Genomic DNA, 26,592 nt, shown 5'->3' with positions numbered 1-26,592 from the left:
GTTACTTACATAATTCCGTTCTATCAAAAGTAAATATAGTTATTAAAAAGTTTAGTTAGTATCAAAACAAAGTACTTACTAATTCTCTGACTACAATGCTTGCATTGTAATTTTTTAACACACTAATTCGATTTTCTGTTTTAGTATATGGGATTTTAAATATTTTATTAACTACATCCTTATATTGAGCTTTACTCTCTGCTACTTCACATAATCTAAGAACACTTATTTCATCAATCATTTTATTATTTACGATGCAATGCTTGCCTTTAAACAAAGCGTTAAAAACTTTAAGCTTAGTCCCGGATTTTTGATAAGAAAACAAAGTGTTTACATGAGCATTTTTAATTAATACATCCAAATCATCTCCTGCGTCAATTAATTGAAATGATATGTTTTTATAATTACTCACTTCCTTAACAAGCATTTTATTAGAAACCGAACTTGCAATTATAAGAGGATGACTTAATTCTTTAAAAACATTAATTATGAATAAAGCCGATTTAACATTATCCGATGTTGTTAAATCTCCATGATATAAGGCATATTTGCCAAATCCATCCTCCCCGAGCACCTCTGTATTTCCTTGAAATACTGGTAAAAAAACAGATTCATTTTTAAAATTCGCACTGTAATACTCAAATTCGTCTATCGACAAAGAAAAAAGAACATCCGCTTTTTCTAGAATAGGTTCAAATCTTTTAAACTTAAGCCCTTCAATAAAAAAAGCTATCTTTTTTATAAGATTAGTTTCACTATAACCTAAGCCCCAACTGTAATTATGTTCTATATTATGGCATCTAACAGCTACTTTGTTTCTAAAAACATTATTTTTTAGTATTCCAGTTGTTTTTATTGTTTCGAACAAAATAGGTGCATTTTGTTTTTTCAAATTAAAAACTAAGTCTTTAGACAACCTCGTATTTACAGCATATGGAAGTATTGAAATAAATTTAATAAACGATTTATTCCTTTTGTAAAATGTAATACTTTCACAATAAGGTTTTAAACCGGAAACATCTGTTCTATCATCATAATAAGCATGTAAATAGACCTTAACACCTAACTGACTAAGCGCTTTAATTTTATAAAAAACGTCTATAACTCCACCAAAATTCGGAGGATAAGGATTATCAAATGAAACTATTTGAATGGCTTTTCCATGCATAAAGACAAATTTAAATCAATATGCTTAGAAACTGAGTATGCAAAATACCTTATTTTTGTTAAAACCGGATAAAATTAATGACGCCTTACTTTTCAATCATAATACCACTGTATAACAAAGAAGATTTTATTGCAGACACTATAAAAAGTGTTCTTAATCAAACTTTTACAGATTTTGAGATTATTGTTGTTAATGATGGTAGTACAGACAATAGTTTAAAAGAACTACAATCAATAAAAGATCATCGAATAATTACCATTCAACAAAAAAATCAAGGTGTCTCAATAGCGAGAAATAACGGAATAAAAAATGCTAAAGGCAATTATATAACTTTATTGGATGCAGATGATGAATGGAAACCAAACCATTTGGAACTATTTTATAAAACCATTAAACAATTCCCCAATGGAGCTTTGTTCTGTAATGCTTATGATATAAAATCATCAGACAACTACATAATAAAAGCAACTTATAATATAGAACAGGTTGATCACCCTCATATTATTAAAGATTACTTTAAAGCAAGCTTAATAGATGCTATTGGCTGGACTTCTGCCATTTGTTTTAATAAAAAAGATTTTTATGATGTTGGTGAGTTTGTACCCGAATTTACTTCTGGACAAGATTTAGATTTATTAATACGGTTTGCTCTAAGAAAAACAATCGTTTTTAATCCTACAGTAACATGCTGTTACAATAAAACTGTAAAAAACAGTTTATCTAAAAAAAAATATCAAGAAATTAGATACACTATTGTTAATAGTTTTAAAGACGAAGAAGCGCAAAACACTTCGTTAAATAAATATTTAAACCTAAACCGTTACGCACTTGCTATGCAGTGCAAACTAATAGGAAACAAAGCGCTTTACAAAAAATTAATCTCTGAGATTGACTTAAAGCCTTTAAACTTAAAGCAAAAAACACTACTAAGAACACCACGATTTTCAGCAATCTTAATGAAGAAATTTTACTTTTTCCTTTTAAAAAACAAACTATATATTTCCTCTTTTAAATAATTTAAAATCGTTATAATCTCTTATATAATCGTCTTCATCAAACACATCTGATGCCATCACTAAACACACAGAACCTGATGAAAAGTTCTCTAGCTCTCTCCATACACCCACAGGAATTAACAAGCCTTTATTAGGTTTGTTAAGCATAATGGTTTTAACATTTTCACCATCGTTCAATTTCACCTCAAAACTGCCACTTAGCGCAATAAGGGCTTCCAACTGTAGTTTATGAGCGTGTCCTCCTCTACTAGCATCACATGGTACATCATACAAATAATAAACACGCTTAATATCAAAAGGAAGTGTGCTTTTTTCTATTACAGAAATATTACCTCTTGGGTCTGTGATTTTAGGAATATCTATAATTCGAATATCTTTTATCGTTTTATTAATCATCGTTTTTCATTTAATAAATTACTCCACTCTTCACCTACCTTTAACAGACTCAAATGTTCTATGCTTAACCTAGAGTTTTGTTTACATGTTGTATATAAATCTTTATTCAAAACAAATTTATTCATAGCTCCTGCCAAGGCTTGTTTATTATTGTTTTCAACTATTAACCCGTTATATTCATTTACAACTATTTCAGACACTCCTGAACATTCAACAGATAAAACAGGGGTTCCTACCGATAGTGATTCTATTAATACTCTTGGAAAACCTTCATATCTACTCGTTAAACAACAAAACCTAGCATGTTTAACATACGGAAATGGATTATTAGTAAACGGCTTAAAATTTATATTGTCACTATTTGCTTTATACTTAAGCATATCTTTATCTTTTCCGTCCCCCAAGATTAAAAGCTTAATATTTTCCTCTGGTAATTGAGATATTTTGTAAGCATCTATCAATAAAGAAACATTTTTAACTTCGTCACTTAACCTGCCATAAAACAGAATATAATCTTCTGTAAAATCTATTCCCTCTTCAGTCGAAGAATTATTGTCATCGATTTCTACAGGGTTATTAATTTTTATAACATTTTTAAACTTATAAGAGTTACTAATTTCATCTCTAATTTCTTCGGAAACTCCAACATAAGCATAAGCGTTTCTAAAGATTCTCTTACCCCAAAACATACTTTTAGTAAAATATTTTGTGATTTTTCTACTCCGAATTACATATATTATATTTTTATTTTTATACAGAATTCTTCGAGTAAAAAACTCAATGATTATAGACTGTCTAACCCTGTTATCTATGATAAAATCGAATTGATTTTCTTTTAAATAATTTTTAAAAATAAAAAACCGATTTAACCTACCTTTGATAGAGTTATCTTTTTCTTTTAATTCACCAAGATTTAATAATGATCCGGCATATTCGTAATCAACATCTTTTAAAACAGAAACAATGTGCACATTATAACCCAAATTATCTAACATTTTAGTTAGTAAGGCAGAAGAGCGTTCAGCCCCTCCACCTCCTAATGAGTTTACAACAACACAAATTTTCTTTTTATCCAAAATATCTTATTTCTTTGAAGAACTGTTTAATAATTTCACCCAAGTCTTGAGCACCTCTTTATCAGAATATTTTCCTACTGAAGACTTGCTGTTCTCTTTACAAATCGCATACAGTTCTTTATCAGAATACATATTATCAATTGCTCTTTTAAGCGCGATAAAGTCTTGATCTTTAACTAAAATTCCGTTTTTTTTATTTTGAATAATTTCTGAAGGCCCTACTTTACAATCAAAAGAAATTACAGGAACACCTAAAGCTAATGCTTCAATTAAAACAATTCCAAAACCCTCTAATTTACTCGACAACAATAGAAATTGACTCGACTTAATATATGGATAAGGATTGTTTTTAAAGCCTAATAATTTAACCATATTACTTAAGTTATTCTTTAAAATAATTCCCTCTAACATTTCTTTATCCTTACCTCTACCTAAAATAAAAAGAGGAATACCGTTTTTTGCAGGCAATGAATCTTTATAGGCTAGTATGAGTTTATCGAACTGTTTTACTTCATTTTTTAATCGTCCAACCGCGACAATATATTTACCGTCTAATGGCTGAATCCTTTCTTTACTTTTAAGAATAATATCTGTATCGTAAAAATTTGGTATATAGACCAAATTCTTAAAATCAAACAACTGCTTAGTTGCTCCATAAATCCCTTCAGAAACTGTAACTACCGCCTTAGCTCTATTATATAATTTGTAAAATAAAATATGCCTAGGCATATAATTATGAATTCTAGAAGAATGAATTGTTAGAACTGTTTTTTTTATATCATAGATAAAAAAATGAAACATAAGCTCTCTAAAAGAATTGCTTTTAATTCTGAAATCTAAATAGAAATCTGCATTTATTTTATTCCATGTTTTTTTAAGAACAACCATTTTTTTTAGAGATTTAAAAAATGGGATTTTATGAATAATACCACTTAAATCGTAAAGTTCGCCTTTGAAATCATAATCTATCTCGCCTTGCATGGCAATAATAGAAACATCAAAATTTGCTTCATGAAAAGATTTTGACACCAATGAAGCTGCTTTTTCTGCTCCTCCACCTGTTAAGCAATCTACAAGAATGCATACGCTCTTTATCTTACTTTTGGTCATTTTCTAGTATTGCAAATTTGCTAACAAATATAATTATAACTCTAAAACTCATAGTATATTTGTAAGTTTACTAAATTAAAATTAAACAAAATAAAAAATTAGTCTTTTTGATTATAAATCAGTGCTATGTTAAACCTTAATTCTTTAGTAACTGTAATCTGTTCTTGCTACAACCATAGTGAGTATATTGAAAAAGCATTAAATTCCGTTATAAATCAGACCTATAAAAACATTCAATTAATAATAATTGATGATTGTAGCAATGATAATTCTATTGAAATAATTGATAAGTGGATTTTAAAAAACAAAACAGGCTTATTCATTAAAAACGCGAAAAACTTTGGCCTTACAAAATCTGTAAATTCTGCTTTCAAAAATGTTGAAGGCACATATTTTATAGATTTAGCTGGAGACGATGTATTACTACCTCACTGCATAGAAACTCAAATATCAATATACAACGCTTATTCTCAAGATAAAATTGGTATTGTTTATGGTAATGCAAAAGTAACGGACACAATCAACAATACATCATATATATATTATGATAAGTTTTTTCAAAGTAAAAAAACAACTTCACCTACAGATGGTTTTATTTATAAAGAAATACTCAACCACTCAAACACTATTTGCTCGGTAAGCGCTTTAATCAACACTGCTTTATTTAAAAAACTAGGAGGCTATGATGAAAATCTAGCTTATGAAGATTATGACTTATGGCTGAGAGTAGCACGAAAATACAGTATACTATATGTAGATAAAGTTTTAGTAGAAAGAATAAAATTAAAGACTTCTTTAGGAAACATAAATTACCAAATATTTAGTAAAAAGGCGCTACAATTTAAATACTCTACCTACCTAATTGTAAAAAAGACGCTAAAAATGAATTTAACCAAAGAGGAAGATTTAGCTTCTATTCAAAAAATAAACTTGGAGGTAAAACAAAACTGGAAAGTTCTAAACATTTTATTAATTGCAAAATATTATATTTTATTACTCAAATTAAAATTTAGAAAATAAAGTTAAAATACTTTAAAAAATTAAATAATCACCTCTAATCACAAAAAAACTAAACCTTTCCAATAATTACTGCAGGGCAACCACCAATAACGGAATTTTTAGGAAAACTTTTTGTGACTACTGATCGTGCGGCAACAACCACATTTTCCTCTAAACAAACGCCTTTCAAAATTGTTACATCGTTCCCGATAAAAACATTATCCTGAATTATAACCGATTCAGGTCTAGGATCACTTTCATGTCGTTTTTCAGGAGCTAGATTGTGAAAATTACTATCCATAATACTACAATTATAACCGATAAGCACATTACTACCGATTATAATTTTTTTTTCTGCAATAATTGAAACAGCATTATTCATGCGGGTATTGCTCCCTATAGTAATTTCAGAAACACTAGTTCTAGCCTCAACGTATGCATATGTATTATGAAAAAAAGGAGAGTTAACAACTCCAAATTTAACATTATCGCCCATTCTAACCTCTCCTTTTCCCTTAAAAACTATCGGCTGAAATGATTCGTAATCACCATGTATATTTGGATTATTACTGTATTGCTTATAAATAAGTCGTTTAATCCAATTATCTAATCTAAAAACTATTTTACCAATCATTTCTGTAAATATTTAAACATGAATTACCCGGCCCTACCAATTTTATAATTACTTATTAAATTTCTCTTTTATAAAAGATTTAACATCTAACTTTTTGTTTAAATTATATATCGTAAAAACACTAGATATCAAAATTAGAAAAACTAATAAAAAGCTTTTAAGTAGCTCATCTCCTATGTAAGTAATGCAAAAAGTAGAAAACACCAATAATAAGCAAACAAAATAAACCTTTATAAACTCTGAAATAAAAACAAACTTATACCTAAATTTCATTATTAAAGAAATAATAACAAGGTGCAAAAAATAATAAATTATATAACTAACTCCCAATCCTAACAAACCATAGTTTGAGTATCCAAAAATATTTATTACTAGAAGTAAAACATTAAAACCTATTGCTGTTTTTATAAAAACACTTGAGTCACCATTTGCAATAATAACGTAGCCCAAAGACCAAGAAACTGCTTTAAATAAAGTACCCATAATTGCTATATTTATAAATAATAAAACTGGTAGAAAAGCTTTCGAATAAAGAATTACTATAAAATATTCTGCAAAGGTTAAAAATAAAATAATTACAGGAGTAATTAACAACACCACTACCATTGCCTGTTGTGTCACCGTTCTTTGAACACTTTTAATATCATTTATAATTTCAGATAGCCTAGGAAAATAATCTTTACTCATAGACTCAAAAATGAGTCCCACATAAGAATTTATAATTATCATACCGACATTATAATACCCTACTTCCGTTAAACCTCCTACATTTGTAATATATACCTGAATTAAATACGCTACAAACAAAGTAATGATGCTACCAACACTTAATGTTACACCAAGTTTAATCATTGGTTTTCCTTCATGAAATACATTTTTCAATGATTTATGATCCGATTCAATTTCTACCGACAACGTAAAATACTTTGATATTAAATATCCTAAAAACGTTGTTAAAATAATAGTTGGAATAATAGCTTCTAAACCAAAAAAATAATACAAAGGCACTACTATAAAAACAGAACATACGCTACTATATAAATTAACCATAGCTAATTTCTTTAGTTTCCGTAAGCCCTGTAATATAGCCATATTACCAAATGTCAATTGTTTAAATAAGACAGCTACGGAAATCCAAATAAATGAAAACGTAAAAGATTTACTTTGGAAAGCAATCTCACTTAAAAAAGGAGATAATATTGAAGTTACGACCGTTCCCAAAACACCTGTAACCCATAATAATCGTTTTAGATTATAAATAACATTAGATACGTTTCTTTTATCTTCTAATTTATTTGCAAATGCTATTTCCTTAATAGAACTTGTATCTAAACCCAATTTAAAGATGCTAGTAATTAAGTGTATCGTAGAATTCAAAACTCCCATAATACCTACTCCAGCAGGACCTAAAAATATTGCAGCAAATTTAGACCTTAGTATTCCTGCTAATATATTTATGATTTGAACACCTCCAAACAAAGACGCACCCTTGAATACTTGTCTGTATGCTTTTTGGTTATCTGTCATAAAATAGATACTGTTTTAAATTAAAACTTATTTACAGCTTTAACTATTTTATTAATTTCCTTTATTTTCAAAGCAGGATGTAACGGTAAACTAACTACCGTTTTATGCATTTTTTCTGTTACTCTAAGAGATAGTGTGTTATAACCATAGAATGCTTTTTGTTTATGAGGAGGAATAGGATAATGTACCGAAGTTTGGATATCACAATTCTTTGTGTAGTCTACAAACTTTCCTCTTTCCTCACACCGAATAACAAATTGATGAAAAACATGATCTTTTTCACCTGAAAAATAAGGTAAAGTAATTTTAGAATTATTAATGTTGTTTAAGTACAAGTTAGCCAGTTTATTTCGCTTTAAATTATCACTATCTAAATGTTTCAGCTTAACACTTAAAAATGTGGCTTGCAACTCATCTAACCTGCAATTAAAACCTTTAATATCATTTCTGTATGTTGATGTTCTGCCATAGTTTCTAAGTTTGAATATAGCTTCAGCTAATTCCGTGTCATTGGTAGTTACTGCGCCAGCATCTCCTAAAGCACCTAGATTTTTAGTTGGATAAAAACTAAAAGCTCCAGCATCAGAAACATTCCCTGCTCTTCTACCATCTATATATTGCGCACCATGTGCTTGCGCTGCATCTTCAATTAATAATAAATTATTTATTTTACAAACTTCTTCTAAACGCTCTACATTATACAATTGCCCGTATAGATGAACACCTAAAATAGCTTTTGTTTTCTCTGTAATAGCAGACTCTATTTTACTAACATCTATATTATAAGTATCAATATTAGGCTCTACTAAAACTGGCACTAACCTGGTATTTGAAATAGCTAAAATAGTTGCTATATATGTGTTTGCTGGCACTATAACTTCATCACCTTCTTTTAATTTACCTAGCAATTTATACGCTTCAAAAATAAGTTGAAGTGCATCAAGACCGGAACTAACACCTATACAATGCTTTACTCCACAATAGGCAGCAAATTGCTCTTCAAACTTTAAAACTTCTTCACCTAAAATGTATTGTCCTGAATTTAAAAATGCGTCAAATCGTGCTTTGAATTCTTTTTCAAAATTCTTATTAATTAATTTTAAATCTAAAAACTTAATCATATAAAAACGTTATTAAGTAAGGAGTAATTAATAACGCTTACTTTATAAAAATCTTGCGTTACCGTTCTGGCCCCAAACCCTTCTTTCCAAAATTGAAGGCCTTTATTAATATGCAAACCATTATTCTCGTTTGATGTTCCAAAATCGAAATACGCTTTATCTTTAAATACGTTTTTAATTAAATGATGATGTAAAAAATCTAAGTGGCCTTGCGTATTTTTATTTTCATTACCCGAGATGTATTGAGAATGCGCCACAAATTCAGTTTCAAAGACAGTAGTTCCTGCTACAATTTGTTCATCATCATAAACATTAAATTGCCTTATATTCTTCGGAAAACGTTTTTTTAACAGTCTAATTTCTTCTAAACCATGAACAGGTTTAGTATGGTGTTTATCTTTTAAATTTTTAATAAGAATTGAATTCCAAAACAGCTCAAAATCGTCTTCTTCCTTAACATCTAAATGATGTTTAACACCTCTTCTGTACCCCTCTAATCGATTATTCGAGATTTTTAATTGTTCTCCTTTTAAATTAATAACCGACAAGGTATCTTTCCTTAATAATTCGGCTTTCAAAACAAACATTAAATAATCTATTTCTTCAGTAAAAACACCGGTATATATAGCCGGCATTTGTTTTAGAACTAAGCTTTTAAAACCAATTGAATTCAAATACTTTAGAAGTTCCTTAAAAATAGCAAATACATTTTCAAATTTAATTTCCTTTTGAAAAACAAGACCACCGTAAGTTAAGCCTTGATGCGAATAAATCTCATCACCCAACGTATTTGCCGGTAAAACAGCTACTAGTTTATTTTTTTTGTAAATGAGTAAGGAAAAATCTTGAAATCGATCTTTATGATAATCCATAAAATCTCTTTGAAATAAAAAAGTAGCATTTTTTGCTTTAGCTACAAATTGATTCCATGCTCTATAATTTGAGACGTTATATCTAACAATATTAATATCGGTCATTAAAAAAAATATCCTTAAGATTTACATAGGTTATTAGTTCTTTATTTTTTCCTTAAAGAAATCTCATTAGAATCAAGACCAAATAAAGAACTCCATAACAAAAGAATAACAATACCAAAGTACATAAGATAACTAACAAAATGCGCAAATACAGCACCTTTTACTCCATCGAATATACCTATAAAATAAACACTTGTAATGTATAATATTACAACCAAGAAAAGCTCTGTTAAAATATAATGCCAAAACATTTTTTTCGCCAAAAATTGATAGGCAATAATTACAGCAAGAATTTTAATAAAATCACCAAGTAACTGCCATAAAAACAAATCTTCAACAGATCTAAACTCATTGGTAAACACAAGACTTATAATAGGCGATTTCAATGCATAAATCACTAAAAAACCGCCAATCAAAATAGGAACTAATATTTTGTAATAGCTAGAAATCTCTTTCCTGAATTTTTTAACATTGTTAATCTTAGACAATCGAGGTAAAATAGACATCCCGACTATAGAGGTTACAAACATTAAATAATATCTAGATATTCTATTCATGGCTTCCCATAAACCCGCTTCCTTATAACCTAACCCCTCGATTATATAAGAACGGATACAAATAGCAACAAGCGGCATAAGAACCGCTGAAAACAATGCCATAATGGATATAGGCCATGTTTTTTTAAAAAAACTGAAACTTATATTTTTTACCTGAACAAGGTTTGCCAAACTACGCCTATTAAAAATACCAACAAGTGTGATTAAAAATATTAAGGATTCTGATATCACTACAGATATTAATGCTCCATCAATTTTACTTTGATAAATTAAAACTAAGGCAATCGCAACGCTTAAAAGCTGACCTATAATATTAATTTGGCACATGTTTTTGTATTTCCCAAAACCATTCATGATAGAAAAGGAATACATATTTATAGCATAAAAGGGCAATGCTATTGCAAATATTTTAATTATATCTGCGTAGTTATTGTACTTCGGAAATATAAAATCATTGATAGTTTCGGCATTTAAATAACACAACATAGAAACTATAACCGTGCTAACAAACCCTACATAAAACACGGTAGAAAGTGTTTTACTTAACGACTTTGTATCTTCTTTATATAGTGCTACATATTTTACAACAGTATTGTAAGAACCTAAAACGGAAATATTATGAAACGCACTTACAAAATTTTCTAAATTACCTATTAAAGCAAACCCTACAGGACCAATAATTAAAGCAATAGCTTTAGAGGTTAATATACCAGCAAGAACTTTAACAAACACTAATACCGTTTTTAACGACATTAATTTAATTAAAACATGCTTTTTAATGTAATCTATTAATTTCTTCAATTAATATGAATTTTGTGGTGTTATATTTTGAAGTATTAATGCTTATTCACGCTAGCTATTCTTGCAAAACATTTCAAATATACAAAATCATTTAATTTACCATCGTTAATTCGCTAAGCACTAATACAATATTATTTTTTAGCTTTTAATAGATAAAATAAATTAACACAAATAATAGCACCATTTGTAATAACAATAGGCTTTGACAATGGCATTAACATAATGCCATAAAACACGAATAGTAAACACCCTGCGGAGTTTACTATTCGTAATTTATTTACAGACGTCATTAAGAAGGATATTAAAACAGTAGCCATAGCGGCATACCCTACCCAATCTGTAATTGAAATTCCTAAGAATTCCATTTATGTTATATAGATTTGTTTCTCTTACGATCTACTTCAGATAACCAAATTTTACGTAAACGTAAGTGGTTTGGTGTAACCTCTACGTATTCATCTTTTTGGATATATTCTAAAGCTTCTTCTAAAGAGAATTTAATTGCTGGCACAATTTTCGCTTTATCATCTGCTCCAGAAGAACGTACATTACTTTGCTTTTTAGCTTTAGTAATGTTAATATTCATATCATCCTGACGAGAGTTTTCTCCAATTACTTGGCCTTCATATATATTCTCACCTGGCTCTACGAAAAACTTACCTCTATCTTGTAATTTATCAATAGAATAAGGAATTGCTGTTCCGTTTTCCATAGACACTAAAGATCCTGAAATACGTCCTGGAATTGCACCTTTTAATGGTTGGTATTCTTTAAAACGGTGTGCCATAATAGCCTCACCAGCAGTTGCAGTTAATAATTGGTTACGTAAACCAATAATACCACGAGAAGGAATTAAGAATTCGCAAACCATACGATCTCCTTTAGCTTCCATACTTAACATTTCACCTTTACGTAAAGTTACAAACTCTACAGCTCTACCAGAAACAGTTTCTGGAAGGTCAATAGTTAACTCTTCAATTGGCTCACATTTAACACCATCGATTTCTCTAATGATTACTTGTGGTTGTCCAATTTGAAGCTCATAACCTTCACGACGCATAGTTTCAATTAAAACCGATAAGTGTAATACACCACGACCAAAAACCATGAATTTATCTGCACTTCCAGTTTCACCTAGTTTAAGTGCTAAGTTTTTCTCTAATTCTTTTTCTAAACGATCTTTGATATGACGAGATGTTACATACTTTCCATCTTTCCCGAAGAAAGGAGAATCGTTAATAGTAAACAACATACTCATTGTAGGCTCATCGATAGCGATAGATTTTAATCCTTCAGGATTTTCTAAATCAGAAACAGTATCTCCAATTTCAAAACCTTCTACACCAACAAGAGCACAAATATCACCAGTTTGAACGCTCTCTACACGTTTACGTCCTAAACCTTCGAATATAAATACCTCTTTAATTTTACTTTTTGTAATAGTACCATCTCTTTTTACTAAAGCGATTTGTTGTCCTTCCACAATGTTTCCTCTTTGCACTCTACCAATCGCGATACGACCTGTAAAAGAAGAGAAATCTAAAGATGTAATTAACATTTGAGTTGTTCCTTCTGGAAATACAGGAGCAGGAACATGCTCGATAACCATATCTAATAATGGTTCAATGTTATCAGTTTCATTTCTCCAATCGTCACTCATCCAGTTATTCTTAGCCGAACCGTAAACTGTTGGAAAATCTAACTGCCATTCTTCAGCACCTAGTTCAAACATTAAATCGAAAACTTTTTCATGTACTTCATCAGGAGTACAGTTTTCTTTATCAACTTTGTTTACAACCACACATGGTTTTAAACCTAAATCGATAGCTTTTTGTAATACAAAACGAGTTTGTGGCATTGGCCCTTCAAATGCATCAACTAATAATACAACACCATCAGCCATATTTAAGACACGCTCTACTTCACCTCCGAAATCGGCGTGACCAGGTGTATCAATTATATTGATTTTTGTGCCTTTATATACAACCGAAACGTTCTTAGAAGTAATTGTAATACCTCTTTCACGCTCTAAATCGTTATTATCAAGAATTAGATCACCTGTATTTTCGTTTTCACGAAACAATTGACAGTGATACATAATTTTATCAACCAACGTAGTTTTACCGTGGTCAACGTGTGCAATAATTGCAATGTTTTTAATAGTAGCCATATTATAGTGCCTTATTTTAAGCCTGCAAAGGTACGGGTTATTTTCATATATAGTTAAAAATTTGTTATAATTAAAATCAAATATAATTTTAAATGCCTGTTTTCGTTATTTTTATAAGAAATATTCTCTCAAAATAAACATCAAAAACAAATTGCTATGCACATAATTAATAGAATCACTAAAAGCATCCCTTACCTATATTTTATTGCCATTGCCGCGTATTGGTTCACTACAATTAACCGTACCGAAGGCTTAACGGCATACCCTATTTTACTCTTCGGAATTCCTTTTTTATGGCAAATCATAAAGCCTAATAAAAAATTAAATTTCGCCCTAGGCATCACATTCGTCTGTTTATCATCCTATTTAATTATTGCTTACTTGTCTAAAATTATCGATTTCAGTCATTTAGCCTTCAATTCAAATAGTGTAATGCTTACTGCCGGGTTATTTGTGGTTACAAACTTTATAATGGCCATGTGGATAATAAAAAACAGCCTTAGAAGTCGTTTTTAATTTGATTATCTTTGTCGCCTAAATTTAAGTCGATGATACTTCAAGATATTCCAAAAATAAAGCACGCTAATTCAAACAATTTCTTTCTTCTTTGTGGCCCTTGCGCTATAGAAGGCGAGGATATGGCTATGCGTATTGCCGAAAAAGTAATTACCATTACTAATAAATTAGAAATCCCTTACATATTTAAAGGTAGTTTTAAAAAAGCAAACCGTAGTAGAATTGATAGCTTTACGGGTATAGGCGACGAGAAAGCGCTAGAAATTTTAGCAAAAGTATCAGAAAAATTCGATGTGCCTACTGTAACCGATATTCATGAAATATCCGATGCTGCTTTAGCCGCACAATATGTAGATGTTTTACAAATCCCTGCATTTTTAGTACGCCAAACCGACTTAGTTGTGGCTGCTGCAAAAACAAGAAAAGTGGTCAACCTTAAAAAAGGGCAATTTATGAGTCCGGAGGCCATGAAACATGCTGTGCAAAAAGTAAAAGATGCTGGTAGCGATAAAGCTTGGATTACAGATCGTGGTACCATGTTTGGCTACCAAGACATGATTGTGGATTTCCGTGGCATTCCAACCATGCGCCAATTTGCACCAACCGTTTTAGATGTTACCCATTCTCTACAGCAACCCAACCAAACTGCAGGCGTTACAGGTGGTCGCCCAGACATGATAGAAACCATTGCACGCGCAGGTATTGTAAACAATGTTGATGGTTTATTTATCGAAACGCATTTCGATCCAGCAAATGCTAAAAGTGATGGTGCCAATATGCTTCATCTAGATAACCTAGAAAACTTACTAAGCAATCTCGTTAAAATTAGAAAAACAATACAAGCTCTGTAAAACGAGTTAAACCAAATAATAATGAAATCAAACCTACACCTAATAGTGCTTTTTTTAAGTATTATTAATTTCAGCGCTTTTGCCCAAGATACCAACGCTGTAAAATACACCGCATCAAGCAAAGGAAAATTTTTTGTAAGCTGGGGCGGCAATAGAGACTCTTTTAGCAAATCGGACATTCATTTTGAAGGAGACAATTATAATTTCACCATAAAAGATGCCACAGCGCGCGATAAACCTAAAGGTTGGCACTTAGATTATATAAACCCAACTAGAATGACGATACCTCAAACCAATTTCAAAATGGGATATTTCATTTCAGATAAATATTCCATTTCTCTTGGTTTAGATCATATGAAATACGTTATGGAAAACGAAAAAACCCGAACTTTAAGTGGTTATATCGATTTACCAACCACGGAAGAAGGGTCAAAATTTAACGGTATATACAACAACGAGGCTACCTTTTTACCAGAAGATTTTCTAGGTTTCGAGCACACCGATGGATTAAATTATATCTACACAGAAATTGCTAGACACGACGATATTTCGGCATTATTTAACCTACCAAATACCGATAAATTTCAAATAAACTTAACCGAAGGTATAGGCGGTGGTTTTTTATTACCAAAAACAAACAGCACACTATTAATTAAAGAAAGAAACGATGAGTTTCATTTATCGGGCTACGGTGTTTCGGCTCGTGCAGGTATTAATTTCACTTTTTTCAAGCACTTTTTTATGCAACTAGACCTAAAAGGTGGTTACATAAATATGCCAAATATCCGCACCACGCCAGACCCAGCCGATCGCGCATCACAACATTTCACTTACTTGCAGCGCATTGTTTCTTTCGGAGGGATTTTTAGAATTTAAAATATTTGGGCGGGTTTTTAAGAAAAATAAAAACCGCGCTATCCGCTATATCTTTTTGTAAATATATCTTTTTGTAAAGCTGTAGCCATACACTAAAAAATATGTACATGCCATAAACCATAGTTAAAACTGAGGTTTATGGCATTTTTATTTTACAAAAAGGATGCCGCTACTATCGCTCCCGCACTTACCAGCCAAGTACGGTACAAACAGAATATGTTAGTCTATTTGCGAATTAAAGACTTCCCCAAAAAGCATCAATTAATAAACCAAGCGCGTTTACTTTCGCTTAATAACTTGGAGGCTGCGTGCAGTAATTCAACAAAAATATCATAATCCAAATCTTCCAAGGTTTTTAATTGAATGGAGCGCACTTGCTTTCGTTTATTATCATTTTTCAAAATAGAAAATTCTTTTTCTAGCAAAACACCTTGCACAAAAGCTACATCAACATAATCGGTTCCTTTTAAAATATTCAGATAAATCATAGGCTTCTTATGGCAATTATAAAACGGAATTTTATAACTATACCGCTCTTCCACCTCAGGTAACGTATTCAAAATCACACCTCGCACAAACAACATAATAGCTTGATAAGGTTCTTTCTGACTTAAAAAATAATTATCTATCGGATTCACAGTAAGAAGTTTATTTTCAAATTTAATAAAATAAGTAGGCGAAAATTCAGAAATATTTATTTACTTTGCATTTCAAAGTACTTTTACATGGAGTCAAAAGATTATTTAAAAGACATATCGGACATTAAAGATTTAATGAATAAATCTTCTCGATTTATTTCCTTAAGTGGTTTATCTGGAATTTTAGCCGGAACTTATGCCCTTATTGGTGCCGCTGCCGCTTATTGGCTTGTTAATAAATACAGCTACGGCACGTTAATTCTAGATGGTCAAATATTTAGATCTGTCATGCTTATTTTAGCATTAGTGGCCCTATTTAGCGCCGTTACTGGCTATATACTTTCGGCAAAAAAAGCTAAAAAAACAGGAGCAAAAATGTGGGATGCCACATCAAAACGATTGGTCATTAATTTTTTAATTCCGTTAATTGCAGGCGGTTTGTATATCCTAATTATTTTAAGCAATGGCAAATATGGTCAAACCGGAGGTTTAATGCTTATATTTTATGGTTTAGCTTTGGTAAATGCATCAAAATATAGCATTGGTAATATTCGCTATTTAGGATATACAGAAATAGTTTTAGGTTTAATTGCTACCCTACTTCCAGGTTATGGATTTTGGTTATGGGTTTTAGGCTTTGGAGTAATGCACATTATATACGGTAGCATTATGCACTTTAAATACGATACAAAATGAACAAAGCACTCCTAATTGCAATAGTGACTTCAGTTATTATTTACGGCCTCGGATTAGCATACTTATATTATTCCAATGAAAGTTACGAGCAAGAGTTCGCACTTTACGACGTCAATAAAAATGGCGTTATAGATAAAGAAGAGCTCACTTTAGAATCTCAAAATATTACAGCTCAAGGCGCAAAACGAAAAACTATAAAAGAAGGTGCTATTGTTTTAATTCCGTTTTCATTATTTATTGGTGCTTTTGCATTTGCAGTAACATTTCTTTTTGCTAAAATTAAAACCATTAATGACAACGAAATAATAAAATCTAAAAGCAAACGAGCTTAGATCTATGAGCATAATAACCAATATAAATAAAGCATTCGATCATAGAATTAGGCTAGGTATTATGTCTATTTTAATGGTGAACGAATTTGCCGATTTTAATATGCTAAAAGAACTTTTAGGCGCCACCGATGGCAACATTGCTAGCCATGCCAAAGCTCTAGAAAAAGTGGAATATATAAAGGTTGAAAAACAGTTTATAGGCCGCAAACCGAATACCCGCTACTCCACCACCGATTTAGGTCGTGCCGAGTTTAAAAAACACATTAATGCACTCGAAAAATTAATTAATAAAAGCTAGACTTTAGTCTCACGAAAACAACAAAATCTTTTTTTTAACCTTTTACTTTGAAATTCAAAGTACTTTAAATTAACATTATGGAAAACACAAACAAACCACAGCAAAACAAATTCGGAAATTGGGTAAAAACATCAATCACAGCAAGGATGCTTATGGTAGGTTTTTTAGTCATTATCTTACTCATACCTCTATCTTTTATTAACTCCTTAATTACCGAACGTGCCTTTAGGCAAAGTGATGTAGTAAATGAGATTAACGAAAAGTGGGGCGAAAATGTACTTGTTTATGGACCTATTTTAAAAATCCCATACAAAACATATACAGAAACAAAAACGTATAACGAAAAAACAAAAACCTTTTTCACTGAAGTAGAAACACATATAAAAAACGTATACATTTTCCCTGAATCTTTAAATGCAGATGTAAATGTAGATTCTAAAACTTTAAACCGTGGTAATTTTGAATCGGCTGTATTTACTACAACCATGGATTTTTCTGGACATTATATCCCAACCAACTTAACTTCTAAAGGCATTAAAGATGAAGATATAATTTGGGATAAGGCCACCGTGATTTTAAAAACCTCTAACCTAAAAGGCATCAAAAGTGAAATGCTTTTAAAATTGAACCAAAACACCTACTCTTTTCAAACAAACTTTAATGAAAACTCTACACAAAACAGTGATTATTTAGATGTGCTAGAATCTGGTTTTATAAACCCAATAGATTTATCGAGTAAAAATAACGCACCATTTAGTTTATCAATGGCCTTTAATGGTAGTAAGCAAATAGAACTTATTCCTATCGGAAAAACGACTACCATGAAAATGGCTTCTAATTGGGCCGACCCAAGTTTTATTGGTAATTACCTACCTAACGATGAAACTAAAACAATAACAAAAGATAGCTTTAATGCTGAATGGAAAGTACTTCACATCAACCGTGCTTTTTCTCAACAACATTTAAATAAAATACCAAACCTTACCAAATTTGCATTCGGGACTAAATTTATGGTCATGGTAGACGAGTATCAAAAAAGTGAACGATCTGCCAAATATGGTTTCCTAGTTATAGGTCTTACTTTTTTAATATTCTTTTTAATACAAACCTTAAGTAAAATTAATATTCATCCATTTCAATACTTAATGATTGGACTGGCTCTCATTATGTTTTACACTTTACTAGTGTCTATATCTGAGCATAGTAATTTTCTAAAAGCTTATTTAATAGCTGGAAGTTCCGTTATTGTGTTAATCACCTTGTACTCAAAATCTATTCTTAAAACACTTAAGTTCCCTTTATTTATTGGCTTATCCCTTTCTGCTTTATACGCCTTTATTTATGTTATTATTCAATTAGAAAACTATGCACTTCTTGTTGGTAGTGTTGGTCTATTTTTAATACTTACTATCGTGATGTACGTATCCAGAAAGATAGATTGGAATAACGGGTAATTCAATGAAGCGTTACTTCTAAAAAAAAAGAGTAACGCTTTTTCTATTTCAATTATTAATACAAAACGAAAATTATGTACAGCATTTCTAATATAGGAAGAGCGGTTGCTATTCTTAGTTTTATGATTGGCACTACGCTCTTTTCTTTTTTTCTTTATTTCGGAGAAACTTTTATACCAATAGGCGTTGGTTTAGGATTCATTGGGGTCGCTATTACCGTAAATGCGATATTACTTGTTTCCAACCTTATAGCGAGTCTTATTTATGAAACCGATAGATATAATAACTTAAAAACTTGTGGTATTATTTTAATGAATATACCTATAGCCATTTTATACTTCTACATTATTATTTCCTTAAACGACATTAGATTATAACAAAATGACATACAAACTCAACAAAACCTACCTAACCTTAGCGTTCCTCTTTTTATTAACCGAAATATTAATTGCTGTTTACCTTAAAACAGGATTTATACGTTACACGGTCGGAGATTTTCTATCGGTAATTTTACTTTACTGTTTTTTTAAAAGCTTCTTAAAAATAAATCATTTTAAACTGGGCGCCGGAGTATTAGTTTTTGCTTTTTTAATAGAATTTGCTCAATACTTCAATCTATTAAAATTATTAAACCTTGAAGACCACAAACTACTAACCATCATATTAGGCAGTACGTTTCAAGTGGGCGATTTAGTGGCTTACACCTTTGGTATTATTACCGTTTTAATAATAGAACAATTAAACTCTAAACCTCATGAATTACATTAACAACCTTATATCTTATCGTTATAAATCTCTAGCGTTATTAAGCGTTTCAATAGGTTCTACTCTTATTTTACTTATGATTAGAATGAAACTCGCGCACTCCTACAACTACCTTTTTTTAGTTTGGAACCTATTCTTAGCAGCCATTCCATATGCCATTACAATTTATTTAGTAAGTATCCCCAAGCTTAACAAAATAACACTGCTTTTAGCATTTGGTATATGGTTGCTTTTCCTTCCGAATGCACCTTATATACTAACCGATATGTGGCATTTGAGATATAATGAACCACATATATTTTGGTTAGATATTTTATTAATTTCTGCCTTTACTTTTGATGGTATGATGCTTTTTTATTTTTCGGTTACCGACATGAAAACTGTTTTCTTAAAGTTCTTAAACAAAAGAAAGACTAGTTTCATTTTGACATTTGTATTTTTTATATCCGCATTTGGTGTGTATTTAGGTCGCTTTCTACGCTATAACTCTTGGGAGATTTTAACCAACCCAAAAGTTTTATTTATTGACATAATAAACATGATTGTACAGCCATTAGGAAACAAAGAAGTTTGGCTTTTTACTTTATTATTTGGTGCTTTTTTCTCTTTAGGATACTGGATATTTACCAATATAAATATGGAATCTAAAAATATGGATTAAGAATAAAAAAACTTTATTCTGCTCTATTTTTAGCCTGAAGTTTTCTAACAATAGATGTAGCAGCATTACGCGTAATAAACCTTGGAATAACAGCTAAAACCTTATTAAAACGGCCAGGTATAGCATAACTTTTCCCTTTTAGCATCGCTTTGTAACCGTAAAGCGCGACCTCTTTGGCGCATGCCATATTGAATGTGATTTTATTATCGTTAGCATCTTCAGAAACGGTTTCTTGAAACGCAGTTTTTGTAGGTCCAGGACAAAGTGCAGTTACCGTTACACCTGTGCCTTTTAACTCGTTTGCAATAGCTTCGGAAAAAGATAGCATATAGCTTTTTGAAGCATAGTAAATAGACATTAAAGGCCCTGGCTGAAAAGCTGCTAAAGATGCCATATTTAATATTTTACCCGAGCCACGTTTTACCATGCCTTCGAGCACCAACTTTGTTAAATGTGTGGTTGTCATAACATGTACATTTAACATAGCCGATTCGCGTTCCCAATTGGTTTCTGCAAAAGTACCAAACAAACCAAAACCGGCGTTGTTTATTAACACATCTATAGATGCATCTCCAATATCGTTAATAATATCTTGAGAGATGTTGGGTAAACTTAAATCTTTAATTAATGTTATAACCTCTACATTAAATTGGGTTTCTACTTCGATTTGCACATCGGCTAATTTAGCTGAATCAATATCGACTAGTATTAACTTATACGCGTCTTTTGCTAATAATAAAGTTAACTCATAACCCAATCCTGAGGCTGCTCCTGTTACTAATGCTGTTTTAATAATGTAGGTATTTTGTAATTATTGCAAACTTATTAGTTTCCGTCAACATATCCCTGCAAATAGGCGAAATTTTCGGTAAGCTTGCCGTTTTCTGTCATTTTTGCTCGTTGTAAAACACCATCGGCATCGTTATTAAAAAAAGCAGGAATTACAGCTTTTAAAAACATCTCGCCAAAACCTTCGCTTGCATCTTGTGGAAGTTCGCATGGTAAATTATCTACTGCCATAACCACAATGGCTTTGCTATCTTTATAATCAATTTCCGATTCTGTTTCAGGATTGTAACCATAAATAGGATCTGCAATGGTTGATGCACGCAGCGTTGTAGCTACTGGCCCATCGACATCACAACTTACATCGGCAACAACTTTGACATTAAAATCTGGAGATTTCACATCGCTGCGTGTATATAAATACGGTGCACCATCGCCGTAAAAATGACCTGCAATATAATAATCGGTTACTTTTGCGAAACGCATAAAACTCGACTCGTAATCTTGTGGATTATCGAAAAAATCTTGATTATCGATGACCTGTCCGTCTTTACGTTTATTATAATCTAGTACGTCTATTTTACAATATACCGGCTCATTAAAATTGTTGTTTAAATAATCGGTTACCGATACACTTTTAATACTCATAGCATCGAGCATTTCTTGTGCACCATTTGCTACTTTACCGCTACCGGTTAGTAATATTTTTATGTTTGGCAGTGCTAAGTTATTCAGCTCGTTTATTAAGGCTTGTTGGTTTGGTAATGGCCCGGCTTTTGGTAGTTGCCATGTATTAAATTTTAATCCCCAAGCTCTAAAACCATTGTAAGCACCAACGATACCAGCGTAACGACCAAAACCTATTAATCGGAATCCTTTTTCGCTCACTATAGTTTCGTGATCGTAAAGTTCTATTTTTTTATCTAAAACGGCTTTTAACAGCTTACGGTTATAGGGTTGTTTTTTTATGGTATGTGAAAAGAAAAAGTATTTTTTATTCGGAATTAATGCTTCGATAGGTACTTCTTTTACACCAAGCATAACATCGCAATCTGACACGTTTTCGCTAACTTCAAATCCTGCGTTTTTATAGTCTTGATCTGGAAATACACGTATATCGGAACTTTCTACTTTAAAATTGGCCTGCGGAAATTGTTTTTGAGCTTCGGCTAATTTTGATGGAGAGAATACCACGCGGCGATCGGGTGGGTTTTTACGTTCTTTTATAATGGCAAACTTCATGGCTTATTGTTTAGGTGTAATTTCGGGAATTTATTGAAATTTCGGTATCATTCTCTTAAATATTTTTAATGTGACAGATTTGCGTCTCATTGATATTGGTATAATTTTTGATTTATGTTAACGGATTACCACCTAGTTTAAAAGTTTTAATTAACTTTGCAGACTGTGCGTTAGGGATTGAGGCATTGTTGAAGCTCTTTTTTGTTTTTCTCAAAAAAAGCGACTGCCGAAAGCCCGCCCCTTGTGGTAACGCCAAAATATATTTTACTACTTTATTTAATCTGGGGTCGACTGGTTTTGACAGCGAGATTAACGAAACGGTAAGCACGTCGTGTAATGGCATTGAAACACGTAAAAGGCTAGACCAACTTTTAAACGGCGAGAATAACTACGCTTTAGCTGCATAATTCGAATTATAGTAGAATTTGCCTAGGTACACAAGGTGTACAAGCTTTATGTCTCCGGAAAGCCTTGATTGACGGCGTTCCATTTTGAGATATCGTAAATGTCAATATAGTTTGAGCACTGCTTTGATGCTTTTACGAAACTAAAGAAGATAAGTTATGAGTGGGTTGTCTTTAACCAGCTTATAATCGAAAACCCAAGAAAAGAATAAACGTGTAGAAAGCTCTTTGGTTACTTGTTTGGACGAGAGTTCGATTCTCTCCGACTCCACTATTTAAAACCCTAAAACATTAATAATTAATGTTTTAGGGTTTTTATTTTAGTAAAAACATACAATTTCTGTACGGTAAAAATTACAATCTAATCCATTTGCCATATACCTATAAAACTTGTTTTGAAAGCTTTATCATCTCCTTGCAACTTGGCTTTTTCTAGAAAATTGTTTAAAGCTTCAATTCTTTCTAAACCTGATGGATGAGTAAACGTACCATTACCAAATAAATTTTGTAGGTATGGAAAATTTAAAAATAGCGTATCAAACCTCTTAGGCTCGTTTGTTTTTATGAGGTATATAGCGATTAAATCTGCTAGATACTCTGCTTTTTGGTAATCGTTTGTTTTAATTCCTTTTGGAACACTTCCTTCTAAACCAAAAATTTTGGCCTGAGGAATGGTTACAATATGGGCAACCTCATGAGATAAAGCAAATATTTGAACATTTACTTTTGGCAAATTCACTAAACCTTGACTAATTTCTACATAACCAAAGGCAGCTCCTGCATTGATACCTAAATCATTTTCGTCAATTACAAACTCGGTTGGAATATCGACACTTGTATAGGCTCTAAATAAAGGTAAAACAGCATCGTTATATGTTTTAATAATTTGTTCTTCTTTGGTTAATACAATGTCTTCATCTTTATGTTCGCCTTCTTCGTTTGAAGAATTGGTATTACAGGCAAGCATTAAAAAGAAAGAAAGTAATAGAAAGTATGTCTTCATTTTAGAATAATGGATATAAAAATAAACACCCTTAAAATTAAGGGTGTTTATGTCAATAAAAAAAGAGGGGTAATTTGCTATTAATTACTGTAATAGGTAAATGTTTTTTCAACAGTTGCGAAACCATCAAAATAAGTGTAAGATGCTTTTGTTGGGTAATCGTCAGCGTTGTATTCGTAAGTCACCACATCATCAGCTAAAGTACCTGATACTGGGTTATTAGTGTTTACTGAAGCAATACCTACATTAATTGCTGCGTAAGCCGCTGGGTAAAGCCCTTTGAAAGGATTGTTTTTTGTATCGTAAGCAGCCGTATAATCGTCTCCAAATCTATTTTCTACTGTTACATTACCATCTACAATTGTAAATAAAACTTCTGTTATTGCATCTTCAGATGTGTGATCTGTGCGTTTCTCTGAACTTAAATCACCATTTGCATTATAGCTATACGTGTATGTATAAACTAACTCATCGTTATATTTATATTCACTCTTTACAATTTGGCCATCTTCGTAAGTATAAACTGTACTTTCATCTTCTGCTGTTTTTTCGATAACTTGATTTTTATCATTGTAAACCAATGTGTAAACTGTAGTTGAAATATCGCCCCAATCGTCTTGTACTTTTGTATATTCACTTACAAAATTAGCTTCATTATACGTGTACGTTGTTGTTGAGTTTTCTCCGTATAAATCTGCAAGCACATAAGTTTCTAGCTTAGACCCGCTACCAACTTCACCACGAATACTTACTGTTACCGTGTAATCTTTAGTTGTTATTCCATCTTCTGCTGTTACTGTAAAAGTTTTAGCTTCACCATCTACAAAAGTAACTTCTTCTCCAGAAACTGGTGAAACTGTAGCATTTTCTGAAACAGAAATTGTTGGAACTACAGCAGTCAAACTTGTACCGAATGGTACAGTAACGTCAATATTTGTACCTAAATCGTAGTTAATATCTTCTGCGTTTACTCCATCAATAGTTATTGAGAAATCGGTAATAGTTGCTAAAGATGATAATGCAGGTGAATCGTCACTGCTTGAACATGATACGGTAGAAATAGCTACAGCTATAAATACACTAAGGATAGAAAAAATTCTCTTCATAATTTAAAATATTTAATAGGGATTGATTTTATCTTTTAATTTCAATTATAGCTCATAAGATAACAACAAGCTATAACGGTTTGTTATTTATAAATTAGGGTTATTAATAATAGCATCGTTCGGGAAAGGGATAACATATCTATCGTCGTTTTGCTCTAAAACATAAGTTACACCATCAAATTCTTTTGTTAATTCTGGTTGAGTTGTTCGTCTTAAATCATTCCATCTTTGTCCTTCGATAGCAAATTCTCTTCGACGTTCTTCCTGTATTTCTTCTTTTAAATCGGCAAGACTTAAAGCATTCACATATGTTTTGTAAATATCCCAACCTGAAGATGTGTACCTGTTTTCGGTAAATGCAATTAATGTTTCTTTAGCCAAATCAATATTATTTAATTCTGCTAAACACTCCGCAATAGTAAGGTACAATTCCGCTGTTCTATACGATACTTTAAACTTAGTTTCCGCGCTTTTTTTGGAGCTAAAGCTACCGTCTGTGTTTTTATTGAAGTATAAAGAAAAACGCAAATCGTCCGTTTGATTATACGCCGTAATTAAACTATTAGAAATAGTGGTATTATTAACCATATCAAAAGATGCTATGGTTTCTAAAGCCAAAATAGATTCTACAGCATTATATTCTGAAGGCATAATAGATACATTAGAATTTAAATTTTGAAGTTCTGCATTAATAGCCAAAGCTTCATTTGCTAAATCAATAGCATTTTGCCATTCTTGTTGATATAAATAAACTCGAGATTTAAATGCTTTTACCGCTACTGTAGAAAACCTATAATTATATCCTAAATCTTGTTTCTCAATATTTAAAAGCGCTTCTGCCTTATCCAGATCGTCTAAAATTAAGGTATAAACCTCTTCAACTGTTTTTACAGGATAATCTTTTTCGGCATCATATTCTGTAGTAATTGGCACACCTGCATCTGTAATTGCTGTTGCTTTGTTGTAAGGTTTCCCATATAAGTTAACCAACTCGAAATACTGCATCGCTCTTAAAGCATAAGCTTCACCTACCAATTGCTCTATGTCCGACGGGGTGCCTTCCATAGTGCTTTCACTATTAATAACATGATTGGTGTAGAATATAGTATTATACAAACTTGCATAAGGGAAAACTCGTGTTAACGGACTAGGATTTACATCGTTCCATATAAAAACATCTTCGTACTGTTCTACACCTAATGCGCTGGTGCTTAAAGCCAACTCATCTGTTCTAAAAGTTGTTAAAACCTTGTAATCTTTTGCTATATCATAAGCTGAAGTTAAAAAGCTTCTATACTCTTCTACCGATTTAGGTATTACCTGCCCTACGGGCTCAATATCTAAATAATTATCACAGCTAATAAAACCTAAAGCTACGAAGGTAATGTATATTATTTTTTTCATAAATGCTT

At 31.4% G+C, this 26,592-nt stretch carries 29 protein-coding genes and 1 other RNA gene; 13 read left to right on the top strand and 17 right to left on the bottom strand.

Features of this window, described 5'->3' with window-relative positions; translation table 11 throughout:
- Window positions 1-61 precede the first annotated feature (61 nt).
- Window positions 62-1,168, bottom strand: coding sequence for a hypothetical protein (locus BM246_RS17855; protein WP_074939912.1), 1,107 nt, complete (start codon window positions 1,166-1,168; stop codon window positions 62-64).
- Between the two features lie 77 nt (window positions 1,169-1,245).
- Between BM246_RS17855 and BM246_RS17850 the strand changes: the two genes are divergently transcribed.
- On the top strand, window positions 1,246-2,184 hold the full coding sequence (locus tag BM246_RS17850) for a glycosyltransferase family 2 protein (RefSeq protein WP_074939908.1): 939 nt from the start codon (window positions 1,246-1,248) through the stop codon (window positions 2,182-2,184).
- Here BM246_RS17850 and BM246_RS17845 read toward each other — a convergent pair.
- The 3 genes from BM246_RS17845 to BM246_RS17835 are packed head-to-tail and all read right to left on the bottom strand — an operon-like array spanning window position 2,161 to window position 4,766.
- Window positions 2,161-2,580 (bottom strand): sugar 3,4-ketoisomerase, encoded by a 420-nt coding sequence (locus BM246_RS17845; protein ID WP_042499331.1) that lies wholly within the window; start codon window positions 2,578-2,580, stop codon window positions 2,161-2,163. The two genes, BM246_RS17850 and BM246_RS17845, sit on opposite strands and share 24 nt — an antisense overlap.
- Window positions 2,577-3,656 (bottom strand): glycosyltransferase, encoded by a 1,080-nt coding sequence (locus BM246_RS17840; RefSeq protein ID WP_074939904.1) that lies wholly within the window; start codon window positions 3,654-3,656, stop codon window positions 2,577-2,579. Before BM246_RS17840 ends, BM246_RS17845 begins: the two co-directional genes overlap by 4 nt.
- A 6-nt stretch (window positions 3,657-3,662) precedes the next feature.
- Window positions 3,663-4,766, bottom strand: a complete 1,104-nt coding sequence (locus tag BM246_RS17835; RefSeq protein WP_042499335.1) for a glycosyltransferase — start codon at window positions 4,764-4,766, stop codon at window positions 3,663-3,665.
- Between the two features lie 126 nt (window positions 4,767-4,892).
- Between BM246_RS17835 and BM246_RS17830 the strand changes: the two genes are divergently transcribed.
- Entirely contained in the window at window positions 4,893-5,786 is an 894-nt protein-coding gene (locus tag BM246_RS17830; RefSeq protein WP_074939901.1) for a glycosyltransferase family 2 protein, read from the top strand.
- A gap of 49 nt (window positions 5,787-5,835) precedes the next feature.
- On the opposite strand, the gene BM246_RS17825 is transcribed toward BM246_RS17830, so the two are convergent.
- From BM246_RS17825 to typA, 7 genes are all read right to left on the bottom strand, one after another.
- On the bottom strand, window positions 5,836-6,399 hold the full coding sequence (locus tag BM246_RS17825; RefSeq protein ID WP_052415463.1) for an acyltransferase: 564 nt from the start codon (window positions 6,397-6,399) through the stop codon (window positions 5,836-5,838).
- Window positions 6,400-6,447: 48 nt separating this feature from the next.
- Entirely contained in the window at window positions 6,448-7,926 is a 1,479-nt protein-coding gene (locus tag BM246_RS17820; protein ID WP_074939897.1) for an oligosaccharide flippase family protein, read from the bottom strand.
- 20 nt (window positions 7,927-7,946) lie between these two features.
- A complete protein-coding gene (locus BM246_RS17815) occupies window positions 7,947-9,047 on the bottom strand; it encodes a DegT/DnrJ/EryC1/StrS family aminotransferase (RefSeq protein ID WP_074939894.1) in 1,101 nt (366 codons plus the stop codon).
- Entirely contained in the window at window positions 9,044-10,024 is a 981-nt protein-coding gene (locus BM246_RS17810; RefSeq protein WP_074939890.1) for a GNAT family N-acetyltransferase, read from the bottom strand. Before BM246_RS17810 ends, BM246_RS17815 begins: the two co-directional genes overlap by 4 nt.
- Window positions 10,025-10,065: 41 nt before the next feature.
- Window positions 10,066-11,382, bottom strand: coding sequence for an O-antigen translocase (locus tag BM246_RS17805; protein WP_074939887.1), 1,317 nt, complete (start codon window positions 11,380-11,382; stop codon window positions 10,066-10,068).
- A gap of 131 nt (window positions 11,383-11,513) precedes the next feature.
- Window positions 11,514-11,747, bottom strand: a complete 234-nt coding sequence (locus tag BM246_RS17800; protein WP_042499348.1) for a hypothetical protein — start codon at window positions 11,745-11,747, stop codon at window positions 11,514-11,516.
- Between the two features lie 5 nt (window positions 11,748-11,752).
- A complete protein-coding gene (gene typA, locus BM246_RS17795; protein ID WP_042499350.1) occupies window positions 11,753-13,552 on the bottom strand; it encodes a translational GTPase TypA in 1,800 nt (599 codons plus the stop codon).
- A gap of 156 nt (window positions 13,553-13,708) precedes the next feature.
- On the opposite strand from typA, the gene BM246_RS17790 reads away from it, so the two are divergent.
- The 3 genes from BM246_RS17790 to BM246_RS17780 are packed head-to-tail and all read left to right on the top strand — an operon-like array spanning window position 13,709 to window position 15,795.
- Window positions 13,709-14,068, top strand: coding sequence for a hypothetical protein (locus BM246_RS17790; RefSeq protein ID WP_074939882.1), 360 nt, complete (start codon window positions 13,709-13,711; stop codon window positions 14,066-14,068).
- A 32-nt stretch (window positions 14,069-14,100) separates the two neighbouring features.
- Entirely contained in the window at window positions 14,101-14,919 is an 819-nt protein-coding gene (gene kdsA, locus BM246_RS17785) for a 3-deoxy-8-phosphooctulonate synthase (protein ID WP_042505933.1), read from the top strand.
- Window positions 14,920-14,940: 21 nt separating this feature from the next.
- Window positions 14,941-15,795 (top strand): hypothetical protein, encoded by an 855-nt coding sequence (locus BM246_RS17780; RefSeq protein ID WP_074939878.1) that lies wholly within the window; start codon window positions 14,941-14,943, stop codon window positions 15,793-15,795.
- A gap of 257 nt (window positions 15,796-16,052) precedes the next feature.
- On the opposite strand, the gene BM246_RS17775 is transcribed toward BM246_RS17780, so the two are convergent.
- On the bottom strand, window positions 16,053-16,433 hold the full coding sequence (locus BM246_RS17775; protein ID WP_074939875.1) for a DUF1801 domain-containing protein: 381 nt from the start codon (window positions 16,431-16,433) through the stop codon (window positions 16,053-16,055).
- Between the two features lie 87 nt (window positions 16,434-16,520).
- On the opposite strand from BM246_RS17775, the gene BM246_RS17770 reads away from it, so the two are divergent.
- The 7 genes from BM246_RS17770 (at window position 16,521) to BM246_RS17740 (ending at window position 20,639) form a co-directional block, all read left to right on the top strand.
- Window positions 16,521-17,129 (top strand): hypothetical protein, encoded by a 609-nt coding sequence (locus tag BM246_RS17770; RefSeq protein WP_042499356.1) that lies wholly within the window; start codon window positions 16,521-16,523, stop codon window positions 17,127-17,129.
- Entirely contained in the window at window positions 17,126-17,461 is a 336-nt protein-coding gene (locus BM246_RS17765) for a hypothetical protein (RefSeq protein ID WP_042499357.1), read from the top strand. The genes BM246_RS17770 and BM246_RS17765 overlap by 4 nt, the downstream gene beginning before the upstream one ends.
- A gap of 4 nt (window positions 17,462-17,465) precedes the next feature.
- Window positions 17,466-17,759 (top strand): winged helix-turn-helix domain-containing protein, encoded by a 294-nt coding sequence (locus BM246_RS17760; RefSeq protein WP_042499358.1) that lies wholly within the window; start codon window positions 17,466-17,468, stop codon window positions 17,757-17,759.
- A 77-nt stretch (window positions 17,760-17,836) separates the two neighbouring features.
- On the top strand, window positions 17,837-19,213 hold the full coding sequence (gene creD / locus BM246_RS17755; protein WP_074939872.1) for a cell envelope integrity protein CreD: 1,377 nt from the start codon (window positions 17,837-17,839) through the stop codon (window positions 19,211-19,213).
- A gap of 74 nt (window positions 19,214-19,287) precedes the next feature.
- Window positions 19,288-19,590 (top strand): hypothetical protein, encoded by a 303-nt coding sequence (locus BM246_RS17750; RefSeq protein ID WP_074939868.1) that lies wholly within the window; start codon window positions 19,288-19,290, stop codon window positions 19,588-19,590.
- 4 nt (window positions 19,591-19,594) lie between these two features.
- Window positions 19,595-19,981, top strand: a complete 387-nt coding sequence (locus BM246_RS17745; RefSeq protein WP_042499364.1) for a ribosomal maturation YjgA family protein — start codon at window positions 19,595-19,597, stop codon at window positions 19,979-19,981.
- Window positions 19,968-20,639, top strand: a complete 672-nt coding sequence (locus BM246_RS17740) for a DUF1361 domain-containing protein (RefSeq protein WP_074939865.1) — start codon at window positions 19,968-19,970, stop codon at window positions 20,637-20,639. Before BM246_RS17745 ends, BM246_RS17740 begins: the two co-directional genes overlap by 14 nt.
- Window positions 20,640-20,652: 13 nt before the next feature.
- On the opposite strand, the gene BM246_RS17735 is transcribed toward BM246_RS17740, so the two are convergent.
- Window positions 20,653-21,432, bottom strand: coding sequence for an SDR family NAD(P)-dependent oxidoreductase (locus BM246_RS17735; protein WP_262481205.1), 780 nt, complete (start codon window positions 21,430-21,432; stop codon window positions 20,653-20,655).
- Between the two features lie 32 nt (window positions 21,433-21,464).
- Window positions 21,465-22,667, bottom strand: coding sequence for an NAD(P)-dependent oxidoreductase (locus BM246_RS17730; protein ID WP_074939857.1), 1,203 nt, complete (start codon window positions 22,665-22,667; stop codon window positions 21,465-21,467).
- Between the two features lie 283 nt (window positions 22,668-22,950).
- Here BM246_RS17730 and ssrA point away from each other — a divergent pair.
- Window positions 22,951-23,345: a transfer-messenger RNA gene (gene ssrA, locus BM246_RS17725) on the top strand.
- Between the two features lie 87 nt (window positions 23,346-23,432).
- On the opposite strand, the gene BM246_RS17720 is transcribed toward ssrA, so the two are convergent.
- From BM246_RS17720 to BM246_RS17710, 3 genes are all read right to left on the bottom strand, one after another.
- Window positions 23,433-24,074, bottom strand: coding sequence for a M48 family metalloprotease (locus BM246_RS17720; RefSeq protein ID WP_139221926.1), 642 nt, complete (start codon window positions 24,072-24,074; stop codon window positions 23,433-23,435).
- An 80-nt stretch (window positions 24,075-24,154) separates the two neighbouring features.
- Window positions 24,155-25,180 carry a hypothetical protein gene (locus BM246_RS17715; RefSeq protein ID WP_042505947.1) on the bottom strand — a complete coding sequence of 342 codons (1,026 nt, stop codon included), beginning with the start codon at window positions 25,178-25,180 and terminating at the stop codon, window positions 24,155-24,157.
- A gap of 87 nt (window positions 25,181-25,267) precedes the next feature.
- Window positions 25,268-26,584: a RagB/SusD family nutrient uptake outer membrane protein gene (locus tag BM246_RS17710; protein ID WP_074939988.1), complete on the bottom strand. Its 1,317-nt coding sequence runs from the start codon at window positions 26,582-26,584 to the stop codon at window positions 25,268-25,270.
- Between the last annotated feature and the right edge of the window lie 8 nt (window positions 26,585-26,592).

It is taken from the genome of Algibacter lectus (assembly GCF_900112395.1).
Lineage (GTDB): Bacteria > Bacteroidota > Bacteroidia > Flavobacteriales > Flavobacteriaceae > Algibacter > Algibacter lectus.
This window is presented reverse-complemented; position numbering and strand designations above follow the sequence as displayed.